Genomic DNA, 24,520 nt, shown 5'->3' with positions numbered 1-24,520 from the left:
TCCATCGCAGCCGCCGAAATCACTTTTCGAGCGGCAGGCGCCCGTCCGGCTCAGCTTCCGGCAGTCCCAGTCGTTGTCGCTGTCGGGCGAGGTTGCGTACCTGAGCCGAGTCGGAGCCGAACGCGTCGATGAGCATCGGGCGGATGCCATCCAGCTCCGTCAGTGCCTCATCGACGTACCCCGCGACGGCAAGCATCTGGGCGATGACGAATCGTGACTCGAAGATCCTGGCCGACTCGTCACTGTCATCGCTGTTGACCGCGTTCTGCACGTAGAATCGCAGTTGGGGCAAGGCCTTGTCCGGCTTGCCGATCTCCGCGTACGCATGGCCGGCCTGATAGGCAGCGTTCAGCGCCCGAGCATCGTCCGCCTGCCGGAACTCGAGGTAATCATCTACGACGACCTCGAGGACTCTGGCGGCACGCGTGTACTCCCCCGCGTTGAACAGGGCGGCGCCGTGGAGTTCCCGCAGCAACAGCGACAGTGCCCGGTCGTCGCCTGCGCGCTCGATGGCGTCCTCGATCAGTCTGACCGCCTGCGACGGCCTGTCGTCATCCAATAACACCTGCACGTTGGCATTCAGTCGATCGAACTCGGCGTCGGTGAAGCTCCCCCGGTCACCGCCGGATGAACGCGGACGAGGCGCAGCCAGCAGCGGTCGCCGAAAGGGGTCGGTCGGATCGCGGTGGCCATCCACCGGGGTAGACCGTGCGTCAGATATCAACGGCACGAGTGCCGCGTAGACCTCAGTCGCGGACGGCCGGGCCGACGGTTCCTTGGCGAGCATCGACTTCACCAGCTCATCGACCTCCCCCGACAAGGCGGCCCGACGCGCTCGCACGGACGGCGGAGCGGACGACAGATGCTGGTCACGCAGCGAGGAGCCGACCGTCTCGTGAAACGGCACATCCCCGGTGAGCAGCTCACAGAGCAGACAGCCCAGTGAATAGATGTCGGACGCGGAGGTGACGATCCTGCCCCGATACTGCTCCGGGGACATGTACACGGGCGTGCCCACGGTCTTGTCGACCTGGGTGAGCCTCGGCAGTGCCCCGGCGCCGCGCAGGATGGCGATGCCGAAGTCGAGCACCTTGACCAGTCCACCGTCCACCAACATGACATTGGCAGGCTTGATGTCGCGGTGGACGACGTCGACCCGGTGAACATCGGCCAGTACTGCGGCGATCTGGGCTCCGATCGCCGCCGACCAGGCCACGTCCGGTGACGACGAGGCGTAGTCCGTATGGTCGAGCACGGCCTCCAAGGTCGAACCGCGGAGGAGCTGCATGACGAGCCACAGTTGCGAACTGCCGTCAGCCATGGTCTCGATGCCGGTGTCGTAGACGGCAGGCGTGCCGGGGTGTTCGAGCTGAGCGGTGGTGCGGATCTCCCGAAGGAATCGTCTGCGGTCCCGCTCCAGCGCGTCGAGGATCTCCACCGCTGCGGGGCTGTCCGGCGCGGCAGGCACCGACCCGGCCGACGACGGACGCAGCACTTTGATCGCGACCTGTCGATCCAGACGTTCGTCGTAGCCGTGGAAGACCTCGCTCATGCCGCCCCTGCCGAGCAGCCCGTCTATCCGATAACGCCCCGCGAGTAACCGTCTTTCCGACGGCCCGCCCGTCTCCCCCGCCACGCTCCCACCTCCACGCCGGACCCCGATCCAAGCCTGCCATGAAGACAGCGCGCACGGGGTGTCATTCTTCGGCTGCGTGTCCGCCGGTCTCCCGGGCCATCTCGGCTCGCAATCGCGCCAGTGCCTCATCGCGGGCAGGTTCGGTGATGATTCGATACGCGCGCCTGCGTGCCGCCTCCTTGACCGCAGTGCGGAATTCGTTGTTGTCAAAGTACAGCTTCATGAAGTCGGTATTGCGTTCGGAGTTCTCGGCGACGATGTCGTCGAGCCGATCATCGGCGACCTGTCCGAACCGAGATTCGTCGTTCATCAGCGCGATCTGCTGCATTCCCGTGTCCTCCACCAGACCGACCACCTGCTGGTAGACCAGGATCTGATCGGCGGTGCCCAGGTCGAGGCCGAACCGGTTGTTGAGTTCGTCGATGACCTCCGACAGCGGCTGGAGATCCGGTTCCCGATACCCGCCGCCGCCGTCGGCGGCGTGGCCGCGTACATCCCGGTCGCCGACGGCGGAGAGGGACACGTTGTGCCGCCCGGTGAACTCCAGCCGGAAGTGGCTCAGGTCGGCGTCACCGATGTCGACCGAGGTCGCAGGTCTGCCCGGCAGCCGGATCAGCAGGACCCGGCCGTACTGGTAGAGGCGCTCCAGGTCTCGATCTCCCCAGTCGACGATCTGCGCGAGGAGGCTGTAGGCACGCACGTAGTCCTGTAGCGCGCTGCGGAAGCCCTCTCGTTCGTCATCGGTCTCCAGCGCGTCGAACCGGTCAAGCGCGGGTTTGAGGTACTCGTGCAGCTCGGCGTGCAGCCTGCGCTCGGCGGCGTCGGGCAGTCTGCCCGGCCCGGCCGAGGCGAGCACCCGGATGAAGGCCTCCATCTCGGACGCCACCAGCAGGGCGTACTCCATCACCTCGCGTTGCCTGGTGTAGAGCAGGTGCGGATCGCTCGGCTCGGTGATCGTCGTCTCGAACCAGTCCTCGAACGCGGTCTGGATGTCGGCAGCGGCGTTGACGAAGTCCAGGATGTGCACGTCGTCCTGTGACTTCAGCGGGTGGATGCGATTGAGCCGGGAGAGGGTCTGCACGGCCGTGACCCCGGTCAGCGGCTTGTCGACGTACATCCCGCACAGCAGCGGCTGATCGAAGCCGGTCTGGTACTTCTCGGCCACGACCAACAGCCGGTACTCGTCCTGGTCGCGCGCGGCGGCTTGCGGGTCGTCGGCCTTGGTGTAGGCGAATCGTTCCGGCAGCCTGCTCTCGGGGAAGCCGTTGAGCTGCGCCTCGGTGAAGTCCAGTTCGGTCTTCTCGTCGGTCAACCGGCCGGAGAACGCCACCAGCGTCCCGCAGTCGGTGTACCCACGTAGTTCGATGTGGGCACGCATCGCCTGGTACAGGTCCACGGCGTGCTGTCTGCTGCCGGTGACCACCATGGCCTTGGCTCGCCCGCCCAGTCGCCCGGCGATGTTCTCCCGAAAATCGTCGACGATCAGCTTGGCCTTCTGTGCCAGGGACTTCGGATGCTGTTCGGCGAAGCGGACCAGCTTGGCCCTCGTCTTGGCCGCGTCGACCTCAGGATTGGCGATCCGCGATTCGGCCTGCTCGACAGCGGCCTCCCGCAGTCGCCACTTGGTGTCGTAGGTGATGTAGTTGGCCAACACGTCGAGGATGTAGCCCTCTTCGATCGCCTGGCGCATCGAGTACACGTGAAAGGGCACGTGCATGCCCTGTTCACCGGTGCGCGGATTGACACGATCCGGATTGAAGGTGCCGAACAACTTGAGTGTGGAGGACTTGGGGGTGGCGGTGAAGCCGAAGTACGACAGGTTGGGGTGCCTGCCGCGCACGCGCGTCATGTACTCGGCGTCGTCCTCACCCTCCAGACGCACCGCATTCGATCCGAGCGCCTGCTTGAGCCGTGTCGCCGCATCGCCGCCCTGAGAGGAGTGCACCTCGTCGATGATCACCGCGTAGCGCTTGCCTGCCAGCCCCATCGCGACGATCTTCTTCAACACATAGGGATACATCTGCAGGGTGCTGATGACGATCTTCGAGGTGGCGTCGTCGAGCGCACCCGCAAGCTGTGTCGAGTCGACGTCGATTCTCTTGACGACACCCGCCGTGTGGTCGAACTGGTAGATGGTCTTCTGGAGCTGCCGGTCGAGCACGACCCGGTCGGTGATCACGATGGTCTTGTGGAAGACCGGCTGGTTGTCGGCGTCGAACAGGTTCGACAGCCGGTGTGCCAGCCACGCGATCGTGTTCGACTTGCCCGAGCCTGCCGAATGCTGGATCAGATAGTGGCTCCCCGCCCCGGCCTGCTGAGCATGGGACACCATCTTCCGCACCGCGTCCCACTGGTGATAGCGCGGAAAGATCCGAGGCGCGGTGTGCGGACTGGTCTTCACCCCCTTCTTGTCCGGCGCCGTGACATGGATGAAACGTTGGAGGATCTCCAGCCAGTTGTCCCGCTGCCAGATCTCTTCCCACAGGTAGCCCACACTGTAGGAGCCGGGTGCAGCAGCCGGATTACCTGCCCCGCCGGACACCCCGGGGCCATGGGTGCCCGTGTTGAAGGGCAGGAACTGGGTGTCCCGGCCGCGCAGCCGGGTGGCGATGAAGGCTCGATCGGGATCGACGGCGAAGTGCACCAAGGCCCGCTTGGCGAAGAAGATCTCATTCGGGTCGCGACGCCGGTACTGCGCGATGGCGTGGTCGGCATTCTGCCCGGTGTTCGGGTTCTTCAGCTCGACGGTCGCCACCGGCAGCCCGTTGAGGAAGAACGCCATGTCAACCGACTTTGCCGGGTCTCGCACGCTGTAGTGCAGCTGACGCGAGAACGTCAGCGCGTTCTGGCGATACTCGGCGAGGGCGTCGGCGGCCAGGGTGTGACCGGGCCGGAAGTAGGCCAGATCGATCTGCACGCCACGATCCCGGATGCCCTGCCGCAACACGTCGAGCACCCCTCGTGCGTCGATCTCGGCGGCGACGCGCTGCGCGAACCGGCGTTCCGCGACGGCGTGATCGCCACCGTAGAGCTCGACGAGTCGTTCCCAGTTCTTCCGCTGGGTGGCACCGACGAACCGGTAGACCTCGGCGACGTCGATGCCCAGTTCGGCCTGGTAGGTGCCTTCCGAGGGCACCCAGCCTTGCACGATCAGCTCGGCCTCGACACGGCTCTCGAAGGCGTGCTCGGTGTGGGCTCCCGGGCTCATCCGGCGAGGCCCCCTGACGCGGAGAACCCGCGTGCGGTGGTGACGTCGATCTGGCCGGTGACGGCGGCGGTGATCAGGGCTTGGCGGCGTTCGGCGAGGCGTCCTGCCTGCCGATCGATGGCGTTAAGCAGTTTCGTTGCACGGCTACGCATCTCAGACATTTCTGCAATCACATCCAATTGAACAGAAATGGGCACACTAGGTATAGGCCAGGACTTAACATCGCCCGCCTTTAGATTCGCCATCGAGTGCGAGGTGCCATGCGATACCTCGGCACAAAATGTGCGAATCTTGGTAGAAGTCGAAACTACCACAAGGAATTCCGACAGCAGGTCCGGCGTAGTTGCTATACGAAATATCTTATCGCACAGCATGAGCTTCCGACGAGGGAAGTTGGCGACCGCAGCAGCACCGACGAGTCTTGGCGTATTCGCACGGGTGATCAGCAGATCACCATGCCTTATCTCATAACGCCTGACCGGATTAAATTCACCAGGCAGACTCTTGTTCTCATCCTCAAAGAATGAACCATCCTTAACCGCACTCACCTTTAGCACGCCCCACGCCCCAGAATCAGCCGCATAGTTAAAGCCTTGCGGACTGACTCCCTGCTCAATAGAACGAATTGATCGACGAAACGGATGCTCGCCGAAACGGTGAACGAGTTCGCCAATCCTGGCATCAAGGGCCGCCGTAATTCGCGCAATCACGGATTCACGAACAGCACCTTGCAAGGCGGCCAATTGATCAATCCGCGCCAATTCGACGTCAAGGAAATCGGCGATGCGACGCTGCTCGCCAATGGGCGGCAGTGGCGCCGCCAAGCCCTTGATCCTGTCCGCACTTAGATGGTAGATGTTTGCACCGGACGCAATCGACGCGAAATCCCCACTCAAGTAGGCCCCTCGAGCCCACCAGCCGAGGTACCGGGCATCGGTGATCTCCGGCCTCGGGCGGAGCCGCACCAGGGTGTTCTGAAAGCAGATCGTTCCCGGAATCTCTTCGTTCCACACCGCAGAGGCCCCAACGGCGCCGAGACTTCCACTACCTTCGGTAACCAGAACGTCACCTGCCCGCAGCTTGAAGATCGCCTGCTCAGCCGGGCTGAAATTCATCATCTTGACATCGGACAAGACAAGTTGTCCGTCTTTGACGTTCGCTGCTCGCAGGTACGGGACCATGTTGGGCCCCGACTCGTGCTGCGGGCTCCGTTGACGACCGAGGCGGACTTCGGCTGCGCCGAAGAGACGAGGAGTCGAATCAGCACTGGTCACGACCCCGTCACCTCACCAAGCAGCTTCTGGATCTGAGCCTCAAGCTCCCGCAGTTCCGCATCGATCTCCGCCAGCGGCCGAGGCGGGGTGTAGACGTAGAAGTGACGGGTGAAGGGGATCTCGTAGCCCACCTTGGTCTTGTCGTGGTCGATCCAGGCGTCCGGGACGTGCGGGACGACCTCGCGGGCGAAGTAGGCCTCGATGTCCTCGTCCAGCGGGATGTTCTCGTTGTCCCGGAGGTCGGGGTCCGGCAGGATCGCGCCGTCCTTGTCGCGCTGCACCTCCCCCTCGGGGTCCGCGACCGAGACCGCGCCCCAGAAGGCCTTGAGCAGCGAGGCGGTCTTCGGCCACAGGGCACCGGCCTCGGCGACGGCCTTGTTCATGGCGTCGGCCGCGTCCTGCTTCGTCCACCACACCGAGCCGATCAGCCCGCGCAGGGCCGGGGCCAGCGCCTCCCGGCCATCCCACCTGGCCAGTCCCTTGGCCGTCGCCAGCGCCGCGAGGGTGTCCTCGGTGATCTCGAAGCGCAGCTTCAGCGGGCGTTCGACGGTGATGCGATGATAACCGAAGTCGCGGGTGCCGAAGATCTTCACCTTCGCGTGGTCCGGGTGTTCGCTGTCGGCGGCGACGGCGACGGCGTCGCCGTAGAGCTCGGTGATGTGCTTGATCTGCGCCTCGCTGATCTGCTTGCGCTTGTCGCCCAGCGACTTGCGCATCTTCTCCCACTGGTCGCGGGCGTCCAGCAGGATCACCTTCTCCCGCAGCCGGGCGTCCTTGCGGTTGGAGAGAATCCAGAAGTACGTGGAGATGCCGGTGTTGTAGAACAACTGGTCTGGCAGCGCCACGATGCCCTCCAGCAGGTCGTTCTCCAGGATCCACTGCCGAATTCTGGACTCGCCGGACTCCGCCGCGCCGGTGAACAGCGGGGACCCGTTGAAGACGATCGCCACCCGCGAGCCCTTGCCCTCGACCGGCTCCATCTTCGAGATCATGTGTTGGAGAAACAGGAAGGAGCCGTCGTTGATCCTCGGCAGTCCCGCACCGAAGCGCCCAGCGAACCCGAGTTCGGCCTCGGCCTCGACCTCGTCCTTGACCTTCTTCCACTCCACGCCGAACGGCGGATTGGCCAGCATGTAGTCGAACTTCCGACCGCTGTGGCCGTCCTCGCTGAAGGAGTTGCCGAAGCGGATGTTCTCCCCGCGCTGGCGCCGCATGAGCATGTCGGACTCGCAGATGGCCCAGGACTCGGCATTGATCTCCTGGCCGAACAGGTACACGCGAGCATCCGGATTGATCGACTTGAGGTGATCCTCGGCTGCGGTCAGCATGCCGCCGGTACCGCAGGCCGGGTCGAGGATGTTGATCACCTGACCGTCGCCCGCCACCGTGTCGGCGTCCGGGGCGATCAGCAGGTTGACCATCAGCTTGATGACCTCGCGCGGGGTGAAGTGCTCACCGGCGGTCTCGTTGGAGTCTTCGGCGAACTTGCGGATCAAGTGCTCGAAGACATATCCCATGTCGTGATTCGAGAGCTTGTCGAGATCCCGCATCTCGGCGAACCTGCCGACCACCCGGTACAGGAGTTTCGCCCCTGCGAGCCTGGTGATCTCGTTGTCCAGGTCGAAGCGCGCCAGGATCTTCCGGACGTTCAGCGAGAAGCCGTTGATGTAGTCGCGCAGATTCTTCGCCACGCTCTGTGCGTCGGCGGCGATCGTCGTGAAGTCCTGCCCGGAGGTGTTGTAGAACGGCAGCTTCGCTGCGCGTTCGAGCAGGAGTTCCTTGTTCTGCATGTCGAGGGCCGCGTCCCGCTCGCGGACGGCGTCGCGGGTGGGTGCCATCACCGCGTCGAGACGCCGCAGCAGGGTAAGCGGCAGGATCACCTGTCCGTATTCGTGGCGCTTGTAGTCGCCTCGGAGCAGGTCGGCCACCGACCAGATGTTGCTCGCCATCGCGGAATGGGTGGGGGGTGAGGTCACGGGTCTCTCGTCTCGCCTTCGGTCGGCGTCAGTCGGTTTCTTCATCGTGTGCGGCTCCCGGCGACAGGACACCCGAGATCAGGCCGTGCACGGTCTTCTCGATCACGTTCTCGCTCACGGTCGCCAACGTCTGAAGCGCATCGGCCAGTTCTCGCAGCCGACGGAACTCCTCACCGTAACGACGCTGTTCGGCCCGAGACATCCGTGGGAGGCGGCAGCGGCGCAGGTCCTCCCGGCTCGGCGCCCCGAGGGTGTTGGCCACCGGCAGTGCGGCGAGCTCGGCTCGCAGGAACATCGCGACGACGTCCCCGTCCAGCAGACTCGCATCCAGCTCGACGACCTGGGCGACACCGGAATCGTCGGCGGCCGTGCCGGTCGCGACGACGGGTGGGCGTCCCATGGTCCGCAGGAGCAGATCACCCGCGCGGGGTGTCGCGTCCCGCGAAAGGATGGTCAGCGCTCCGGACCGTTCCAGCTCGGCGACGGTCACATAGTCGTGTCTGGCGGACCCGGCGGGTGAGACGAAGCTCGGCAGGCCCCGGCCTATCCGGGCGTACACGGCCTGCAGGCGAGCGGTGACACCGGAGAGGTCTTCGGCGCGAACCTCGACCGGTGTGACATGTCGGGACGGCAACAGCTCGGTGTCGCCGTCGAGCAGATCCTCCCGCAGCACGGATCGGGAGAAACTCCCGTCGGCGTTGGCGAACAGCTGCTGCCATGCGGCGAAATCCTGCGGGACTTCGGCGCCGGTCTCCACGCCGGACACATCGATCATCCGCACGGCCGGCGGCGCGACGGTGCCGCCGCTGCGGCGCAGCACCCAGAGGCACAGCTGTGCATCCGACAGCGAGCCGAAGCCCCTCGGCAGCGCGATCACCTCACGAAGGACCCCGGACTGAACCAAGGCCGCCCGGACATGTCGGCCGGATGGTTGGACACACATCCGCAGCGACATCGCGACCACGGCCACGCCTCCCGGGCGCAGGAAGGCGTAGCAGTGCTGGACCCAGGCAAGTTCTCCGTCACGGCGTTCCGGCGTTCCGAATCTCCACCGTGGATCGGCGGCAAGCCCGGCCGAGGGCCACCGCGAGTGATCGGATGGCAGGTCGCAGACGACGGCCGCCGCAGTGCCGAGATATCTACTCAGCCTGTTGTCGAGCAGGGAATCACCGACGTGGATTTCATACGACACGTCATGTGCAGCGCTGCGGAGGTTGAGGGCGGCAGTAGCAGCGGTCGGCTCGTCGGCCTCCTGGCCGACAAGTCGAAGGTGATCGCCGAACCGGTCGGCGACGGCCATGAGTCGCGTCGCATCGGCGCAGGCCGGATCGAGCACGACGGGAGCGTCGGCGTCCTCGGCTGACGCCGATGTCGATCTCGGCAGCAGTGACACCATGGCCCTGGCCATCATCTGCCCGGCGGTCAGGTCCGCCACGCCTCGCTCGGCCGTCGTCTCCGAGGATCGCCACGACGATTCGCAGTGCTCGTCGTCTGAGCTCGAGGCGCCGTCGAGAGACTGGGTACCTGTCTCGGTGCGCCCGGCAGTCGCCAACTGATGGGCCTTGCCCGTCGCCGCCAGCCAGGCCTCGACCGCAATCCGCGAGAAGGTCGGGCTCGATCGAGTGCCCCCGACGGGCTGAGGGAACTGCGGATAGCGGCGACGCCAGTTCGACACGGCCGCACGCCCGACACCGGCCAGCCGCGCGATGGCGGCAGCCGTGATCTCGCCGGTTTCGTCAGGGCTCACGAGCGGTGAGGTTACAAGGTCGCGTCCGAGCCGACGAACCCGGGTGAACATCCATGCCTAGGTTCACAACTTGTGTACAGAGTTGCCCGTGTTCACGGAATTGAACTATGGTCTCGTCGCCCCGATCGACTTCGTACCGCCGCTCTCCAGCCGGCTGGCCTCCCAATCTGCCGACGAACCGGTGCTGACGCCAAGCCGCAGTCGACGGGCATCTCGCCTTGCCAGACACGCCCGCAACCCCGAAGAAGGGCACGGACCATGACCGCGTCGAACGTCTCCCCCGTCATCGCCGACGAACCCAAGAAAGCGCCGCCTGACACCCGCAAGACGTCCCTCTACCGCCTGCGCACCCACGGCCCGGTGGCCGACGAGCCGCTCCGGTCATTCGTCCTGCCGCGCTACCTGGACCGCGACGGCTTCGCCGCCGTCCCGGTGAATCACGAAGGGGTTCGCGGCCTCCTCGTCTCGGGCACAGTCGCCCCGGGACGAGCTGACTGGTGTCACCCCCTGAGCGCCCTGGCAGGCCGCCTCGTCTCGGAAGAGAACCGGACCGCCTTCGGGCTGCTCCTGGTACGCACCGACAGCGCTGTCTACGGCCTCACCTACGGCATGGGGCATCTCATGATCGATCCGGCTCGCATCGACCCGGGATTCGGGATCGCGTTCGCCGTACGGTGTCTGAACGAGGACCGGATCACCAAGGTCCGCCGCCAGCTCATGGACGCCCGAGGTCGTACGGATGAGAACTCGGCCACGCGAGGTGAGCACATCCGCGAGTACGGCATCGAGCAGTACGGCGAGATCGTCAGCCAGATCTCCGGCCAGATCAGCGGCGTCGGGCTCACCTTCACCCGGGACCGTAAGCGGGCTGCACATGTCACCGGCAACGACCGGTCGATCAAGCTGCACATCGGCAGCTCGCCTGCGGCCCTGCTCCACGACCTCCACCAGATCGAAGAGGTGTGCGCCCGTCCCTCGCCGCTACCCGAGTTCGAGTTCATCGCTCAGGTGCGTCCACTCGGCCCGAAGTCCGAACAGGCACAGCGCCTCGATGCGCATCTCGACGCGATGCTCGGCGTGGCCGGGGAGACCCGAATCGGGCTGGCGGTGCCCAGCGAGTGCCGGACACGATTCGAGTTCGCCGAATCCTTCAGGCTGACCATGCCTGGCCGTACCAGGCAGCACTTCGACCTGGATGTCGACGATCTCGTCTCCCCGGTACGACACCTGCCCTCGGGCAGCAGGCTGAAGACGCTGCGCCGAGGGCGCGTCGAAGTGTTCGCCGACACCGACGGCGCCGACCGCATCAGTGGGCGGAGCCGGGCAGACCACTGGCTGACCGCCGAGGTGTCTGACAGCATTGCCCACTACTTCTACTGGCAGGGCTGCTGGTACGAGATCGGCGCCGACTATCACACCGCCATCGAACGGAGGATCACCGAGCTCCTGGCCCGCCCGGTCAGTGTCACGCTGCCGCCGTGGAGCCGAGGCGAGAGCCACGATGAGGGCTGGTACAACAGGCAGATCGCCGCTCAGCGCGGTTATGTCCTTCTCGACAAGGACACGGTGCACACGAAGCGCTTCCGCGGCGGCGGCCTTGAAATTGCCGACGCCCTCGGCCCGCGTGGTGAGCTCGTCTACATCAAGAAGGCGGACAGGACGGCAGCGCTGAACCACCTCTTCGCACAGGGTCGGGCGGCCATCGAGACCCTCCGCTACGACACGGAAGTCCGAACCAAGTTCGTTGCGAAGCTCGATACGCTTGCGCCCGGGCATCCGGTGGACCGGTCATTTCGCTCCCCGACCCTCGTCTACGGCATCCTGCTCAAAGACGGCGTGGCCCTGACCTCGGAGTCCCTGTTCTCCTTCGCCAAGGTCGCTCTACTACAGACCGCAACGGCGCTTCAAGGCATGGGAGTGAATCTCCAGGTGGTCTCCATCTCTCGCACGAACGCGACCGGTTCTGAGGAATAGTCGAAGGACACCGCATCACGAACCCCGTCACAGCGGCGGGGAGATTCCTCACGGTTGGTCATAGGCTGGCTGGTGGCGCACGTCCCCTGGTCCTTCAAGACCCTGCGCCATTGATGTCCCAGACATCTGATCTGATTTCCCACCATGTCAACTTGCCTCGCGCTAGTTCGCCCCCAGCCTCGGCTACGGCAGGGCGCGGCGCGCCCCGCGCGAGCGGGAAGCGCGACGATATCCACCTGATGACGAAGTGCGGCGTCCCAGCAGCCCGAATAGTGAGACGGCCGGGACGCCGAGATCGGCGAGGCGAGCAATTCGTCTTTTTCAGGCGACGGGACAATTGTCGTTCGTCCCGTGACGGGCCCGGGGCGGCAGGTGAGCCGACCGATGCAGGTGCAGCTACCTGTGCCGAGCGCGGCGAAGCGCCTCAGCCCCGGGACCGTCGCGCAGCGCGCTCCGGCCGCCTGCGCTCGGCGCGGCGTACCACGGCGACCGCCACGGCGATCGCGACGCAGAAGACGGCGAAGCCGACCCAGACCATCCAGGGCAGCACCACCGGCTCGGCGCCCATCGCCTCGTCACGGATGCGGCCGCCGTCGCGGCCGCTGACCGCGACCGCGATGATCACCGCGATCGTCGCCACGACGGCGAGCAGCGAGATGATCTTGCGGGCGATCGCCAGTGGGCTCCTGTCCCCGCCGAGGCGTTCGCCTCGGCGGGCCGGGGCGATCAGCCGCAATACCAGCAGCACCGCAACCGGGATCTGCAACAGCCACAGCGTCGTCCTCGGCCAGCCCTCGAACCAGACGTTGGTGCCGTACAGCAGGGTGTGCCACACGCTGAGCACGTAGACCACGATGACGAAGCGGTGCAGCGCCCGCCACAGCCGGGCTCCGGTGCGGTTGCGCAGGTAGTAGACGAGGCCGAGCGGAATGGCGAGATAGAGGGCGAGCAGCCCCAGCAGGATCGCCACCCGGCCGGTGCCGGACGGATAGCCGCCGGGCACGAAGCCCTCCACGAAGGCGCTGAGCACCCGGCCGAGGGCGCCGAGTTCGTTGTCGTTGGTCCGCACCAGTTCGAGGAAGAACAGGAAGGCGTGCGCGAACATCAGGGCGATCGTGGTGAGGCTGGTGGTGCGATGCCAACGCTCGACGCGCACCGGGGAGATCCGCAGCCAGCCGGGCCGGTCGCTGGAGCGGATCAGGCCGAGCATGGTCGTGAGCCAGGCCCACAACAACGCGGACCAGCCGAAGGCCTGGCACAGCCAATACATCCAGTAGGCGTGCGGGTCGAGGTAGGGCATCACCTCGAGCGTCGGCGAGCTGCCCGCCAGCACCCGGTCGAACAGGAACCAGAAGATCAGGCCGGTGATCACCAACGCTGCGGTGGCATCGGGGATCGCCGCGCGCAGGTCGGCACGCAACCCCGCAGGCCGTCGTCTCTCCTCGGTCTTCGCCTCCGTGGCGACCATCGCAGCACCGCCTTAGTGGCCTGGACCAGTGGACTTCTTTCTTAGCCAAGGCCACTGCGCTGCGTCAACGACGAGGACATCGGGTTCGGTGGCCGAGATGCGCCACGATCGTCGGGAACTGAAACGCGGTCCCGGACGACGGCGGGCCCGATTCGAGGCGGGAGCCGAGGCGCCCGCGATCGGCGTCGGGCCGGTCGATCCGACGCCGGATGCCGTCGACGCCGGCAGGTCGGACGACGCGCTTCCGAACCGACGAGAACGGGGCGAAGGCAGGCATATCGAGTGGACCGGCGCGAGGACGGCGAGGGGCCGGGGCGCAGGCAAGCCCGGCGATCACGGGTCGGCGGACCGCGCCGCCGCGCCGAGGTCGGGCTGCTCGTCCCCGCCTGCGTTGGCCGCGGCGCGCAGGTGGCCCGCGAGGGCCGTCACCGCAGCCGGCGACGCACTGGCGCCCGCTCCCCAGCACAGCAGATGGCGGCGTCGCGCCCAGGAGTCCCGGAGCGCGCACATCTCGACCGGCGTGCCTGCTGCGACGGCCCGGCTCGGCACGACGGCGAGTCCGACTCCCGCCATGGCCAGGGCGATCACGGTGCCGAGGTCGGCGACGAGGGTGCGGTAGCGCGGGGCGGGCGCGGGCGGGCCGACGTGCTGCGCTATCCAGCGGTGCAGCGAGGAGTCCGTGCCCAGCCCGACGAGCGGATGCTCGGCGACCTCGCGGTAGGCGAGGGTGCCGCGCCCGGCGAGGACGCCGCCTGCCCGGCCGATCACCACCAGCGAGTCGTCGCCGAGCGGTTCGGTCCGCAGGCCTCGATCGCGGGCCTCGTCGTCCAGGACGATGCCCAGGTTCGCCGCACCGTCGGCGAGCCGCTGCACGGTCTGCGGTGTCGGGCACTCCGAGACCGTGACGTCGACGTCCGGATGCGCACGCAGGAAGGAGACCAGTGCCTGCGGCACGAAGCGGTGCATCGCGGAGCCGCCCGCCAGCAGCACCAGCGGCGCGGCCGAGGTCCGGGCGTAGCCCGCGACGGCACCTTCCAACAGCGCGGTCTGGGCGAGCACGTCGCGGGCATGTCGGAGCAGCGTCGCCCCGGCGGGCGTCGGACGCACGCCCCGGCGCTCCCGGATCAGCAGCTCGACCCCGGCGTGCCGTTCCAGGGAACGCACCCTCGCGCTGGCCGAGGGCAGGCTCATCAACATCCGCCGGGCGCCTGCGGTGATCGAGCCCTCCGTCACGACGTGGACGAAGAGCCGGAGGTCGCCCAGGTCGTAGCGCACCAGCCCAGCCTATGGCACAGCCTTACCCTGACTGCGGAGATGACGCATTGTGGGCCCCGCTCGGCGGTGTGATGCTCGGCGCGTGGCCGAGATCGTCTTCCTCCTGCTCGCGGGCATTGCGGCGGGTGCGCTGAACGCCGCAGGCGGCGGCGGGACCTTCCTCGCACTGCCCGCCCTCGTCGCCGCCGGGCTGCCGCCCGTCACGGCGAACGCCGCGTCCACCGTCGCGCTCGTGCCGGGTGCCGTCGTCGGTGCCTGGGTCTATCGCCGGGAGGTCGTGCCCGTCGGTGTCACCTCCACGACCGCGCTCACCGTGACGAGCATGGTCGGCGGTGCGATCGGCGCCGGGCTGCTGCTCGCGCTGCCGTCGGAGTCGTTCGACGTCGCGGTGCCGTGGCTGCTGGCGTTCGCGACCGTCGTCTTGACGTTCGGCCGTCGGCTGTCGACCCTGCTGCGGAACGCGGCGGGACGGACGCTGCGCCTGGGTCCGCGCCCGATCCTGATCGGTCAGTTCGTCCTCGCGATGTACGGCGGATACTTCGGCGGAGCCGTAGGCATCCTGATGATGGCCCTGTGGGGTGTCGGGCTGGGGCTGGACGTCGCGAAGAGCAATCCGATGCGGGTCCGCCAGCTCTCCGCCGTCTACGCCACCGCGACGGTGCTCTTCCTCGTCGCCTCCGACGTCCTCGCCCATCCGCTCCCGCTGCTCGCGATGCTCGTGGGCGGCGTCGCGGGCGGCTACGGCGGCGCGCACCTCGTCCGCAGGCTGCCGCCCGGCATCCTGCGCGGCACCATCCTGGTCACCGCCGTGACCATGACGATCCTGTACTTCCTGCGCGGCTGAGCGGAGCACGCCGAAACGTCCAGCACGCCGAGACTCCGGCAACGCCGCGACGCCGAGCACGCTGTTCCCGGCCCGTCGCCGGACCGGCGGGCTACCTCGCGTCGGACTGCGCAGAGGACACGGCCTCGGCCGCGATGCGCTCGATGTCGGCGGGGGTGCCCGTCATGATCGTGCGAGCGTGCTCGGTCACCAGTTCGACCGGCCAGTCCCACCAGGCGGCCGCCGTCAGCCGGGCCACGTCGGCCTCGTCATAGCGCAGGCGGATGACGCGGGCCGGGTTCCCGCCGACGATCGCATAGGGCGGCACGTCGGAGGTGACGACGGCTCCGGTGGCGATGATCGCGCCGTCACCGATGCGGACGCCGGGCATCACCGTGGACTGGTAGCCGAACCACACGTCGTTGCCGACGACGGTGTCGCCTTTGCGCGGCATCGCCAGGATCACGTCCAAGGTCCGTTCCAGCCACTCGCCGCCGAACATCGTGAACGGGAAGGTCGACACCCCCGAGGCCGGGTGGGCCGAACCCGCCATGATGAATCGCGTGTCGGCGCCGATCGCGCAGTATCGGCCGATGATCAGCCGCTCGGCGCCGTGGCTGTAGAGCACGTTGCGCTCCACGAAGTCCAGCGCGCGCTCCGGATGGTGGTAGTAAGTGAACTCGCCGACGTCGATCCGATAGCTCGGGCCGATCAGCGGCTTCAGCAGCACCACGCTCGGCCGATCCGGCATCGGATGCAGCACGGTCGGGTCGGGAATTGCGGGCATGGCGACTCTCTTCTCTGCGGGCACGGCCCCCGGCGACACGGCTCTTCCGCCGCTGATGCGCAGCGTCGCAGGGCGTCTCGGTTAAATGCAACTCAATTCGCGTTTAGCGTCAGTGATCGCCACCCGCCGAGGGACCCGGCGAGACCGGCTGCCGCACCTCGCAAGGCCCGCAAGAACAGGCAGTCGGCGCGGCGAGACGACGCGGGACGTCCGCACTTCCCGTGACGACCACGCTGCGTGAGCGCGAGGAGATCATCCGATCGCTGCGCACACCGGAGAAACGACCCTCGTACGGAGGGCAGTCCCGACGACATCGCGGCCTATCATGGTACGTATCGGGTTCATGATCGGACACCGAGCGTTACATTAGGACGGTGGGTGGGTGGGAGTACGCGGTCTGGGGGCTCTTCGGCGGCTTCGCGGTCGAAGGGCTGGAGTTCTCGGGCGCGATCCGGCGGACGGGGAACTGGCCGTGGCGGATTCCCGGCGAGCCGGGCCCGCTGCCGCTGCTGGTCTCGGTGCTGATCCGGCTGGGCGTCGGCTCAGGGCTGGCCGCCGCCGCCGGGATCACCGGTCAGGTCAGCGGCCCGTTCGGCGCCCTGGCCATCGGGGTGGCGGCTCCACTGCTGGTGGAGCAGATCACCAGAGCACTGCCCGCCGCCGCGCCGCCGTCCGTCCCGGCAGGGCCTGCCGCCGAGGAAGCGGCGACATCATCCGAGCAGCAGACCGCCGACCTGAGCGGGGTCCGAGCCGAGGCGCACCGCGAACTGACCGTTCACCGAGGCACTGGAGGCGACGATGACTGAAGGTTTCCTAGGCGCCCTGGTGCGCGCGCTGGCCAGGAACACCCCCGCGTTCGATCCGCCGCGCGCGCAGCACTCCGACGGCAGGCCGGGCCTGCGCGCGGCGCTGGCCAGGAACTCGGCCGGACCTGGATCGTCCACTTCGGACGGCGGGCCGACGGATCTCGCGGGCCGCACCGACCGGAGTCGGATGCGAACCCGGCGGGAACGCGATTCCGCCGCCTCGGTCAGCGGCCTCCCGCGCGCGGCCGCGACCCGCGCGGGTCATGTCCCGGCGACGACGCGACCGAAGCCCGCCTGAGGCAGGCGAAGCTCAGCCCTCCCGCGCTCCAGCGGCGAGTCGAGCCGTCGCGTGATCGCCTGACAGCGCCACGCGCGATTCGCCATCCGAATGCCCGCCGGTGCGCGACATATGACCTGCCGACCACGGCCGGAGCGACTCCGGCCGACGCCCAGGCACGGCGACCCCAGGTGCCCTCAGGAGGCCTCACCCCATGATCACAAAACAATAACGCCCTCCTAGAGGAGCAGGTCGGTAAGGGTCCGCCCCGCGCAAGCGGGGGTGAGCCCCGGTGTGGTGACGACCCAGGCGTGGTCGGTGGGTCCGCCCCGCGCAAGCGGGGGTGAGCCCCCGGTGCAGGTGGTCCAGGAGGTAGAGCAGGTGTCCGCCCCGCGCAAGCGGGGGTGAGCCGACCCGCCCGACGAAGCTGCGCGCGCGTCGCGAGTCCGCCCCGCGCAAGCGGGGGTGAGCCGGGCATACTCCTGCGCGGGTCCGGGCGTCGGGTGTCCGCCCCGCGCAAGCGGGGGTGAGCCGTCGCGGATGCCGAGTCTGTCGCACGCGGTGATGTCCGCCCCGCGCAAGCGGGGGTGAGCCGGGGATCGGCGGCGCGGCGAACAGCGCCCGAGTGTCCGCCCCGCGCAAGCGGGGGTGAGCCGGCCAGGCCGGGTGCGCCTTCGGTGTGTCTGTGGTCCGCCCCGCGCAAGCCGGGGTACGCCGTTACCGCTGCCCGTCCCGACTCGTCCGAATCCCGCCCGATCCGCAGGACGATCCTCGTCGGGCTCCGATTCGGACTCCAGGCCGTGCGCCGAGGGCGGGACTCCCACCAGGCTCCGAGTTCGACCGAAGGAGGCCGGCGGTCGGCGAATCCTATAGGATTTCGGGCCGCCTCAGCCTAGGGTGCAGGACGAAGGGTTGCCGTCGAGGCGGCTCTGGCGCACGGACGCGGGAGGCACGATGGCCGTCGGCACGGCAGAAACCGACCCCGGTCCCGCGACGACGACCGCGCCGCAGGGTCGCCGCAGGAACGTCCTGGTCGACGACGTCTACGAGACGATCAAGAACCTCATCATGGATCACGCGATCGCCCCCGGCGCCAGGGTCTCGATTGACGGGCTCGCCCGCACGCTTGCCGTCTCCCCCACCCCGGTCCGCGAGGCGCTGGCCCGGCTGGAGTCGGCCGAACTGGTCGTCAAGGAGCCGCTGCGCGGCTATCGGACGACGTCGCTGCTCACCCTCGACCAGTTGGACGACCTCTACCGCTTCCGGCTGCTCATCGAACCGTGGGCGGCCTCGGAGGCGGCTCGCTCCGCCGGGACGGGGCCGAAGTCCCGGCTGCGTGCCGAGATGGACTCCTGCGCGACGCCGGATTCCCCGCGTTATCAGGAACTCGCCCTGCACGACACCCGCTTTCACCTGCTCGTCGCCGAGCTGGCAGGCAGCGGCCAGATCCGACGGGCCTTCGAACGGACCCACTGCCACCTGCACATCTTCCGGCTGTACTACGACCACCGGGCGGGCACGATGACGGTGGCGGAGCACCGCAGGGTGACCGAGGCGATCCTGCGCGGCGACCCGACCGAGGCCGAGACGGCCATGCGCGCCCACCTGGAGGCGGCCTACTACGACCGGCTGCGGCCGCTGGTCGAGAGTCGGGACACGCCGTGACGCGCCTCGGGCGCCCGCGCGCCGGATCGGAGCGGGCGGGTGAGCACCGACAGCCCGTCCGAAGTCGTGCCGCCGCGCCCGCCTCCGATCGCCCGCCGTCCCACGAACCCGCGTCCCGGCGCGTCTCGCCGAGCCCCGGCCCCCGCCGAGGAGCGCGGGTCCGTCGGCCGCTGGGCGGAGATCGCCCGGCACCAGGCCGAGAGACACACCGTCCACATCGTTCAGACCGCCTGCCACGGCGGTAGGAGAGGAGTACCCGTGCGGCTGCTTCGACTCGGTCCTGTGGGGGCCGAACGTCCCGCCCTGCGAGCCGACGACGGCTCGGTCTTCGACCTGACCCCGGTCACCGACGACATCGACGGCGCCTTTCTCGCGGGCGACGGCATCGCCCGCGCCAGGCAGGCGCTCGCCGCCGGGACGCTGCCCGCGCTCGACGCGACGGGCCTGCGGGTCGGCGCGCCCGTGGCGCGGCCGACGGCGGTGCTGTGCATCGGCCAGAACTACGCAGCCCACGCGCGGGAGTCCGGCGCCGAACCGCCAGCCCAGCCCATCCTGTTCTTCAAGCATCCCAACACGATCGTCGGACCGGACGACGCGGTGGAGATCCCGCCGAACAGCTCGCGCACCGACTGGGAGGTGGAGCTGGCGGTCGTGATCGGCAGGCGTGCCAGCAGGCTGGCCAGCGAGAAGGACGCCCTCGCGCACATCGCCGGCTACACGGTGTCCAACGACATCTCCGAGCGCGAGTGGCAGCTGGAGCGGTCCGGCGGCCAGTGGTCGCTGGGCAAGTGCGGTCCCGGCTTCAACCCGCTCGGCCCGTGGCTGGCACCCGCCGACGAGATCGCCGACCCGCAGGATCTGCGCCTGCGGTCCTGGGTCGGCGGCGAGGCCCGGCAGGACTCCTCCACCTCGGACATGGTGTTCAGCGTCGCCCACCTGGTCTGGCACCTGAGCCACTTCCTGACCCTGGAGCCCGGCGACGTCATCAACACCGGAACCCCGGAGGGGGTCGCCATGTCCGGTCGCTTCCCGTATCTCGCCGCCGGGGACGTCGTGGAGATCGAGATCGACGGGCTGGGCCGACAGCGCCAGGTCATGGTCACATCGGGAACCGCCGAATGAGCCGAGTCCTCGCGCTCGACGTCTCTGACGTGCGCTTCCCCACCTCGCGGGAACTCGACGGCTCGGACGCGATGAATCCCGATCCGGACTACTCGGCCGCCTATGCGGTGCTGCGCACCGACGACGGGCCCGACGGACACGGCTTCGTCTTCACCATCGGCCGGGGCAACGACGTCCAGTGCGCGGCGATCGCGCTGCTCGCGCCGTATGTCGTCGGCCGGGACGTCGAGGAGTTGTGCGCCGATCTCGGCGGGCTGTCTCGCGAACTCGTCTCGGACTCGCAGCTGCGCTGGCTCGGGCCGGAGAAGGGCGTCATGCACATGGCGGTCGGCGCGGTGGTCAACGCCGCGTGGGACCTGGCCGCCAAGCGCGCCGGGCTGCCGGTGTGGCGGCTGCTCGCCTCGCTCACCCCGGAACAGCTCGTCGACCTCGTCGACTTCCGCTACCTCACCGACGCGCTCACCCGCGAGGAGGCCTTGGCGATCCTGCGGGCGGCCGAGCCCGGTCGCGGGCAGCGGCTGGCCGAACTCGAGGCGGCAGGCTATCCGGGCTACACGACCTCTCCCGGCTGGCTCGGCTACGACGACGAGAAGCTCGCGCGGCTCTCGGCCGAGGCGGTGGCCGACGGCTTCGACCTGATCAAGCTGAAGGTCGGAGCCTCGGTGACGGACGACGTCCGTCGGATGCGGGTGGCGCGGGAGGCGGTGGGGCCCGACGTGCGGATCGCCATCGACGCGAATCAGCGGTGGAGCGTCGACGAGGCGGTGCCGTGGCTGCGTCGGCTCCGCGAGTTCAGTCCATGGTGGATCGAGGAGCCGACCTCGCCCGACGACATCCTCGGTCACGCGGCGATCCGCTCCGGCGCGGCGCCGATCCGGGTCGCCACCGGGGAGCACGTGCAGAACAGGGTGGTCTTCAAACAGCTTCTTCAAGCCGGGGCCGTCGACATCCTCCAGATCGACGCCACCAGGGTGGGCGGGATCAACGAGAACGTGGCGATCCTGCTGCTGGCGGCCAAGTTCGGCGTCCCGGTGTGTCCGCACGCGGGCGGCGTCGGGCTGTGTGAACTGGTGCAGCATCTGTCGATGTTCGACTTCGTGGCGGTGTCCGGCTCGATGGAGGGGCGGGCGATCGAGTACGTCGATCACCTGCACGAGCACTTCGTCACCCCGGTTCGGGTGGAGCGCGGACGCTACCGGGTGCCCGTCGATCCCGGTTCCGGTGCGGAGATGCACGCCGACTCGCGCCGACGATTCGCGCACCCCGACGGCGAGGTCTGGCGCACCGAGGGCTGAGTCGAGGCCGCGTGGTCACCGTGCGGCACCGCACATCCGGCGGGCCCGGTGACCACGCGCTCTCGATCCGACGGCGCGGCGCAGACTCACGCCTCCGGGCGGACGGACGCTCCGGCCTGCTCGGTGTGCAGCACGCGAGGTGCGCTGCGCTGCTCCCAACGGCGGAACAGCAGGATCAACAGCGCCAGCACCGCCGCGCACACCGGGAACACGGCGATCCGGCCCGCCAGCCACGCCGCGTCGACGGGCACCCCGTCGAGGGCGGGCAGGCGCAGGCCCAGCGCGTGGGTGCCGAGCTGGGTCGTCAGCAGGGCCGTCTGGTGCCAGAGGTAGACGGTCATCGCCACCAGATTCAGCAGGACCACCGACGCCCAGAGCATCGGCCGCCGCAGCAGTCGGGCAAGCCGCTCATACAGCAGCAGGGCCACACCCAGCTGCGCCACGGCCATGGCGGGCACCAGCAGCGACGGCGGCCCCATGTTGGACCGATCAGCGCCCGTCACGCCCGTCATGCTCGCCGGATAGTCCGCGAGCAGGATCAGCACCGCGCAGGCCAGCACGCCCGCGATCAGCATCCGCAGTCCGGCCGCCGTCGACAGCCTGCCCTGAGCGAACGCGATCCCGAGCAGATAGGGCACCAGCCACGCCGCGATCAGGTTCGGGGTCCCCACCGAGGCGGGGACCTCCCACCACGGCCCGTACCGCAGGACGTCCAGCACCAGGACCACGACGGCGGGGCCCAGCGCCGCCCAGGCGCCCCAGCGGCGGACCGCCGTCGCCGCGAGCGGGGTGAGCGCGGTCAACCCCAGATAGACCGGCAGGAACCACAAGGGGCTCACCACGAACAGGCCGACCGTGTACAGGTCCGTGCCCGACCAGCCCGCCGCCGCCAGCCCGCCGAGGCCACCGGCCACCAGCACCGCCAACAGCACCACGGGTCGAAGCATCCGATGCAGGCGGCCGAGCAGCCAGCCCGGATAAGCGCTCCGGAGCGGCGATCCCGGCTCGACTCGATCCCATCCGCCGAGGCAGGCCCGTCCCCGAGTCCTCGCGGCGCGGTGGCGCGGCGCGGCGCGGCCCGCCGCTGTAGCCACTGAGCGGCCCGCCGCTGTACCCACCGAGCGGCCCGCCGCTGTACCCACCGAGCGGCCCGCCGCTCGGTGCAGACTGCGCGCGTTCGCCCAGCCGCCCGCGAAGAAGAACAGGCCGAGCAGCTGGAACACCCAGGTCAGCGGGGCGAGCGCGGGCATGTGCTGCAACGGGCTGGCGATGTGCGGGCCGTTCTCGTCGAACACGACCACGCTGACCAGCCAGTGCCCGAGCACGACACCGACGATGGCCAGCGCGCGCAGGGCGTCGATCACGCGGTCCCGTTCCGGCGGTGTCGCGGCGTCGATCGCCTCGGCCCTCCTGCACAGCATCGGCCCGCGCGGCCGTCCCCGGCCGGGGTGCGAGCCGGACGGCTGCCGCGCCGCCGGATGCAGCAGGGCGATCGGCGGCGCGGCCGAGTAGGCGAGACGATCGGAACGCAAAGGCCGCAACGAAGCGGCGGTCTGATCAGATCTGGGCATCGGTCCACGTCCTGTTCGACGGCGAGTACGGCTCGGCGGCGAGGCCGAGCGAGATGCGGGTGAACCAGCGGGCGGCGTCGCTGTCGCCCCGGAGGTAGCCGTCGTGGCCCGCGACGCGCGCGGCCGGGACTCGCCGGGCGCCGAAGGCCGCCGACGACGGGTCGCGACCGTGTCCGAAGCCGAGCAGGCGGACGTTGGGGACATGTCGAATCCAGTCCTGCGGCCCGCGCGCGGCCCAGACGCGAGCGTCGGTGTTCAACTCGTCCGCCGAGTCCACGCCGACGCCGGGGCTGCCGAAGAAGACGACGTCCTGCACCGGGAGGCCTGCGGCGGCCCGGCCGCACACCACCGATCCGTAGCTGTGGCAGAACAGTGCGAGCCGCAGGGGCGGTGCGGCCGCCCCCGACGTGTTCGCCGAGTCTGCTGCGAGGCGAACGGCAGAAGGGCGAGCAGACGCTGTCGGGGCGGCCGGTCGGCCGGGCGTCGACGCGCTGTCCTCGCCGCCCTCCGCCGTCCCGTCCAGCGCCGCCCGCGCGGCGTGCAGACCCTCGACGAGCCTGTTCAGCAGCACCGCCCCGGCCTCGGCATGAGTCGCGGTCGCGGCGCCGACGCCCAGGGCCTGCGGGGTGTCGTAGCCCGCCCAGGCGATCACCGCCGTCGCCGGTTCCGTCGTCAGCGCACGCTGCGCCGCGTACAGGGCGGCGCCCATCTCCCCCGGCGTGCCGACGTGGTCGGAACGGGGATCGAAGGAGCGCAGGGTGATGCCCGTGCCGGGGACCATGACGGCGACGTGCTCGGCGCGTTCCAGGTCACCGTGCACCTCGGCATAGCGACCCCGACCGCGCGGGTCGAACACGAGGATCGGTCTGCCGTCCCTGGCGAGACGCCCGTAGACGGCCGCCAGGTGCCGCGCCGAGTCCCTGGCAGGCCCGTACTCCTCGACATCGGCCGCGACCGCACGCAGCCTGCTTCGCTCCTGCGCGAGCGCCCGCCGATTCGCCGCGTACCGCAGTGTGGCGGGCGCGCCGTCGAGATTGCCGACGACGAAGGGAAATCTCTCGGCGAGCTCCTCGGCCTGCTGCGGGCGCAGACTCGCGAAGAACTCGGCGACGACCCTCGGGTCGGCCGACTCGGGATCCGGTGTCGCCACTCCGTCGACGACCTGTCGCGACCATTCCGCTGCCCCCGTCAGCGGCTGCAGCGGTGCCGGCCCCGTCGCCGAGCCCGCGCACCACGGCAGCAGCAGGGCGAGGACCAGCGTCACCACACCAGCGCGTGCGTTTCTCATGATCTTCCCCGTGCCGATCGTCCGTGCCGCATTCGCAACCTTCTGACAAGGGAAAATCTAGGAATCTCGCGGTGCGATGACCATGGCGACAGCCAGTCGGAAGCCCTGGTGGCCTGCCCCCGTGCCGGGGTGGGGCCAGGTGTAGTAACGGGGTGGTGTCGCCGGCCGGATCAGCGGTGCGGACACGTGGCGGGGCTCGCTCCGAACGCGGTCCACCACGGGTCGGGGCTGGTGGGCGGCGGGGACTTGTGGGCGGCTCCGGACATCCAGGACGGGCGGGCCGAGTACCGGCAGGATCGTCAGGCGGGCGCGGGCGCCTGAGCCCGTC

Annotated in this window: 18 protein-coding genes and 1 CRISPR repeat array; of the genes, 8 read left to right on the top strand and 10 right to left on the bottom strand. The window is 68.8% G+C overall.

Translation table 11 applies throughout. The features are described 5' to 3' along the window. Positions 1-19 precede the first annotated feature (19 nt). From UA74_RS10325 to UA74_RS10305, 5 genes are all read right to left on the bottom strand, one after another. On the bottom strand, positions 20-1,636 hold the full coding sequence (locus UA74_RS10325) for a serine/threonine-protein kinase (protein WP_232237710.1): 1,617 nt from the start codon (positions 1,634-1,636) through the stop codon (positions 20-22). Between the two features lie 61 nt (positions 1,637-1,697). Then, positions 1,698-4,844 (bottom strand): type I restriction endonuclease subunit R, encoded by a 3,147-nt coding sequence (locus UA74_RS10320; RefSeq protein WP_075764274.1) that lies wholly within the window; start codon positions 4,842-4,844, stop codon positions 1,698-1,700. After that, positions 4,841-6,025, bottom strand: a complete 1,185-nt coding sequence (locus UA74_RS10315; RefSeq protein ID WP_075740042.1) for a restriction endonuclease subunit S — start codon at positions 6,023-6,025, stop codon at positions 4,841-4,843. The genes UA74_RS10320 and UA74_RS10315 overlap by 4 nt, the downstream gene beginning before the upstream one ends. A gap of 89 nt (positions 6,026-6,114) precedes the next feature. Next, positions 6,115-8,094: a type I restriction-modification system subunit M gene (locus UA74_RS10310; protein ID WP_404799971.1), complete on the bottom strand. Its 1,980-nt coding sequence runs from the start codon at positions 8,092-8,094 to the stop codon at positions 6,115-6,117. Between the two features lie 28 nt (positions 8,095-8,122). Beyond that, a complete protein-coding gene (locus tag UA74_RS10305; protein ID WP_157434096.1) occupies positions 8,123-9,841 on the bottom strand; it encodes an N-6 DNA methylase in 1,719 nt (572 codons plus the stop codon). Positions 9,842-10,099: 258 nt separating this feature from the next. Here UA74_RS10305 and UA74_RS10300 point away from each other — a divergent pair, with 258 nt between their 5' ends. Beyond that, positions 10,100-11,815 carry a DUF6119 family protein gene (locus UA74_RS10300; protein ID WP_083683087.1) on the top strand — a complete coding sequence of 572 codons (1,716 nt, stop codon included), beginning with the start codon at positions 10,100-10,102 and terminating at the stop codon, positions 11,813-11,815. 424 nt (positions 11,816-12,239) lie between these two features. Here UA74_RS10300 and UA74_RS10295 read toward each other — a convergent pair whose 3' ends face one another. Next, positions 12,240-13,283: a ferric reductase-like transmembrane domain-containing protein gene (locus UA74_RS10295; RefSeq protein ID WP_075764272.1), complete on the bottom strand. Its 1,044-nt coding sequence runs from the start codon at positions 13,281-13,283 to the stop codon at positions 12,240-12,242. 333 nt (positions 13,284-13,616) lie between these two features. Beyond that, the gene (locus UA74_RS10285; RefSeq protein ID WP_075764270.1) at positions 13,617-14,558 is read right to left on the bottom strand and encodes a LysR family transcriptional regulator; all 942 of its coding nucleotides are present in this window, start codon (positions 14,556-14,558) and stop codon (positions 13,617-13,619) included. Positions 14,559-14,640: 82 nt separating this feature from the next. Between UA74_RS10285 and UA74_RS10280 the strand changes: the two genes are divergently transcribed. Then, positions 14,641-15,402 (top strand): sulfite exporter TauE/SafE family protein, encoded by a 762-nt coding sequence (locus tag UA74_RS10280; RefSeq protein WP_075764268.1) that lies wholly within the window; start codon positions 14,641-14,643, stop codon positions 15,400-15,402. A 91-nt stretch (positions 15,403-15,493) separates the two neighbouring features. Here the strand turns inward: UA74_RS10280 and UA74_RS10275 are convergent, their stop codons facing one another. Next, a complete protein-coding gene (locus tag UA74_RS10275) occupies positions 15,494-16,168 on the bottom strand; it encodes a CatB-related O-acetyltransferase (protein WP_075740035.1) in 675 nt (224 codons plus the stop codon). A 374-nt stretch (positions 16,169-16,542) separates the two neighbouring features. On the opposite strand from UA74_RS10275, the gene UA74_RS10270 reads away from it, so the two are divergent. From UA74_RS10270 to UA74_RS10250, 5 genes are all read left to right on the top strand, one after another. After that, positions 16,543-16,974 carry a hypothetical protein gene (locus UA74_RS10270; RefSeq protein ID WP_075740034.1) on the top strand — a complete coding sequence of 144 codons (432 nt, stop codon included), beginning with the start codon at positions 16,543-16,545 and terminating at the stop codon, positions 16,972-16,974. Next, a complete protein-coding gene (locus tag UA74_RS10265) occupies positions 16,967-17,272 on the top strand; it encodes a hypothetical protein (RefSeq protein WP_157434095.1) in 306 nt (101 codons plus the stop codon). Before UA74_RS10270 ends, UA74_RS10265 begins: the two co-directional genes overlap by 8 nt. A 240-nt stretch (positions 17,273-17,512) precedes the next feature. Further along, positions 17,513-17,968: direct repeats of the CRISPR family, unit length 29 nt; unit sequence GTCCGCCCCGCGCAAGCGGGGGTGAGCCG. A gap of 237 nt (positions 17,969-18,205) precedes the next feature. Beyond that, positions 18,206-18,916: a GntR family transcriptional regulator gene (locus UA74_RS10260; protein WP_075764266.1), complete on the top strand. Its 711-nt coding sequence runs from the start codon at positions 18,206-18,208 to the stop codon at positions 18,914-18,916. A 258-nt stretch (positions 18,917-19,174) separates the two neighbouring features. Beyond that, entirely contained in the window at positions 19,175-20,038 is an 864-nt protein-coding gene (locus tag UA74_RS10255) for a fumarylacetoacetate hydrolase family protein (RefSeq protein ID WP_075740031.1), read from the top strand. Continuing rightward, positions 20,035-21,333 carry an L-fuconate dehydratase gene (locus tag UA74_RS10250; RefSeq protein ID WP_075740030.1) on the top strand — a complete coding sequence of 433 codons (1,299 nt, stop codon included), beginning with the start codon at positions 20,035-20,037 and terminating at the stop codon, positions 21,331-21,333. Before UA74_RS10255 ends, UA74_RS10250 begins: the two co-directional genes overlap by 4 nt. An 86-nt stretch (positions 21,334-21,419) precedes the next feature. Here the strand turns inward: UA74_RS10250 and UA74_RS10245 are convergent, their stop codons facing one another. Both UA74_RS10245 and UA74_RS10240 read right to left on the bottom strand, forming a co-directional pair. Further along, positions 21,420-22,904 (bottom strand): acyltransferase family protein, encoded by a 1,485-nt coding sequence (locus UA74_RS10245; RefSeq protein WP_083683086.1) that lies wholly within the window; start codon positions 22,902-22,904, stop codon positions 21,420-21,422. Then, positions 22,891-24,192, bottom strand: a complete 1,302-nt coding sequence (locus UA74_RS10240) for an alpha/beta hydrolase (protein ID WP_075740028.1) — start codon at positions 24,190-24,192, stop codon at positions 22,891-22,893. The genes UA74_RS10245 and UA74_RS10240 overlap by 14 nt, the downstream gene beginning before the upstream one ends. A gap of 186 nt (positions 24,193-24,378) precedes the next feature. Between UA74_RS10240 and UA74_RS33990 the strand changes: the two genes are divergently transcribed. Further along, positions 24,379-24,513 carry a hypothetical protein gene (locus UA74_RS33990; RefSeq protein WP_257787505.1) on the top strand — a complete coding sequence of 45 codons (135 nt, stop codon included), beginning with the start codon at positions 24,379-24,381 and terminating at the stop codon, positions 24,511-24,513. Positions 24,514-24,520 lie beyond the last annotated feature (7 nt).

It is taken from the genome of Actinoalloteichus fjordicus (genome assembly GCF_001941625.1).
Taxonomy (GTDB): Bacteria; Actinomycetota; Actinomycetes; order Mycobacteriales; family Pseudonocardiaceae; genus Actinoalloteichus_A; species Actinoalloteichus_A fjordicus.
This window is presented reverse-complemented; position numbering and strand designations above follow the sequence as displayed.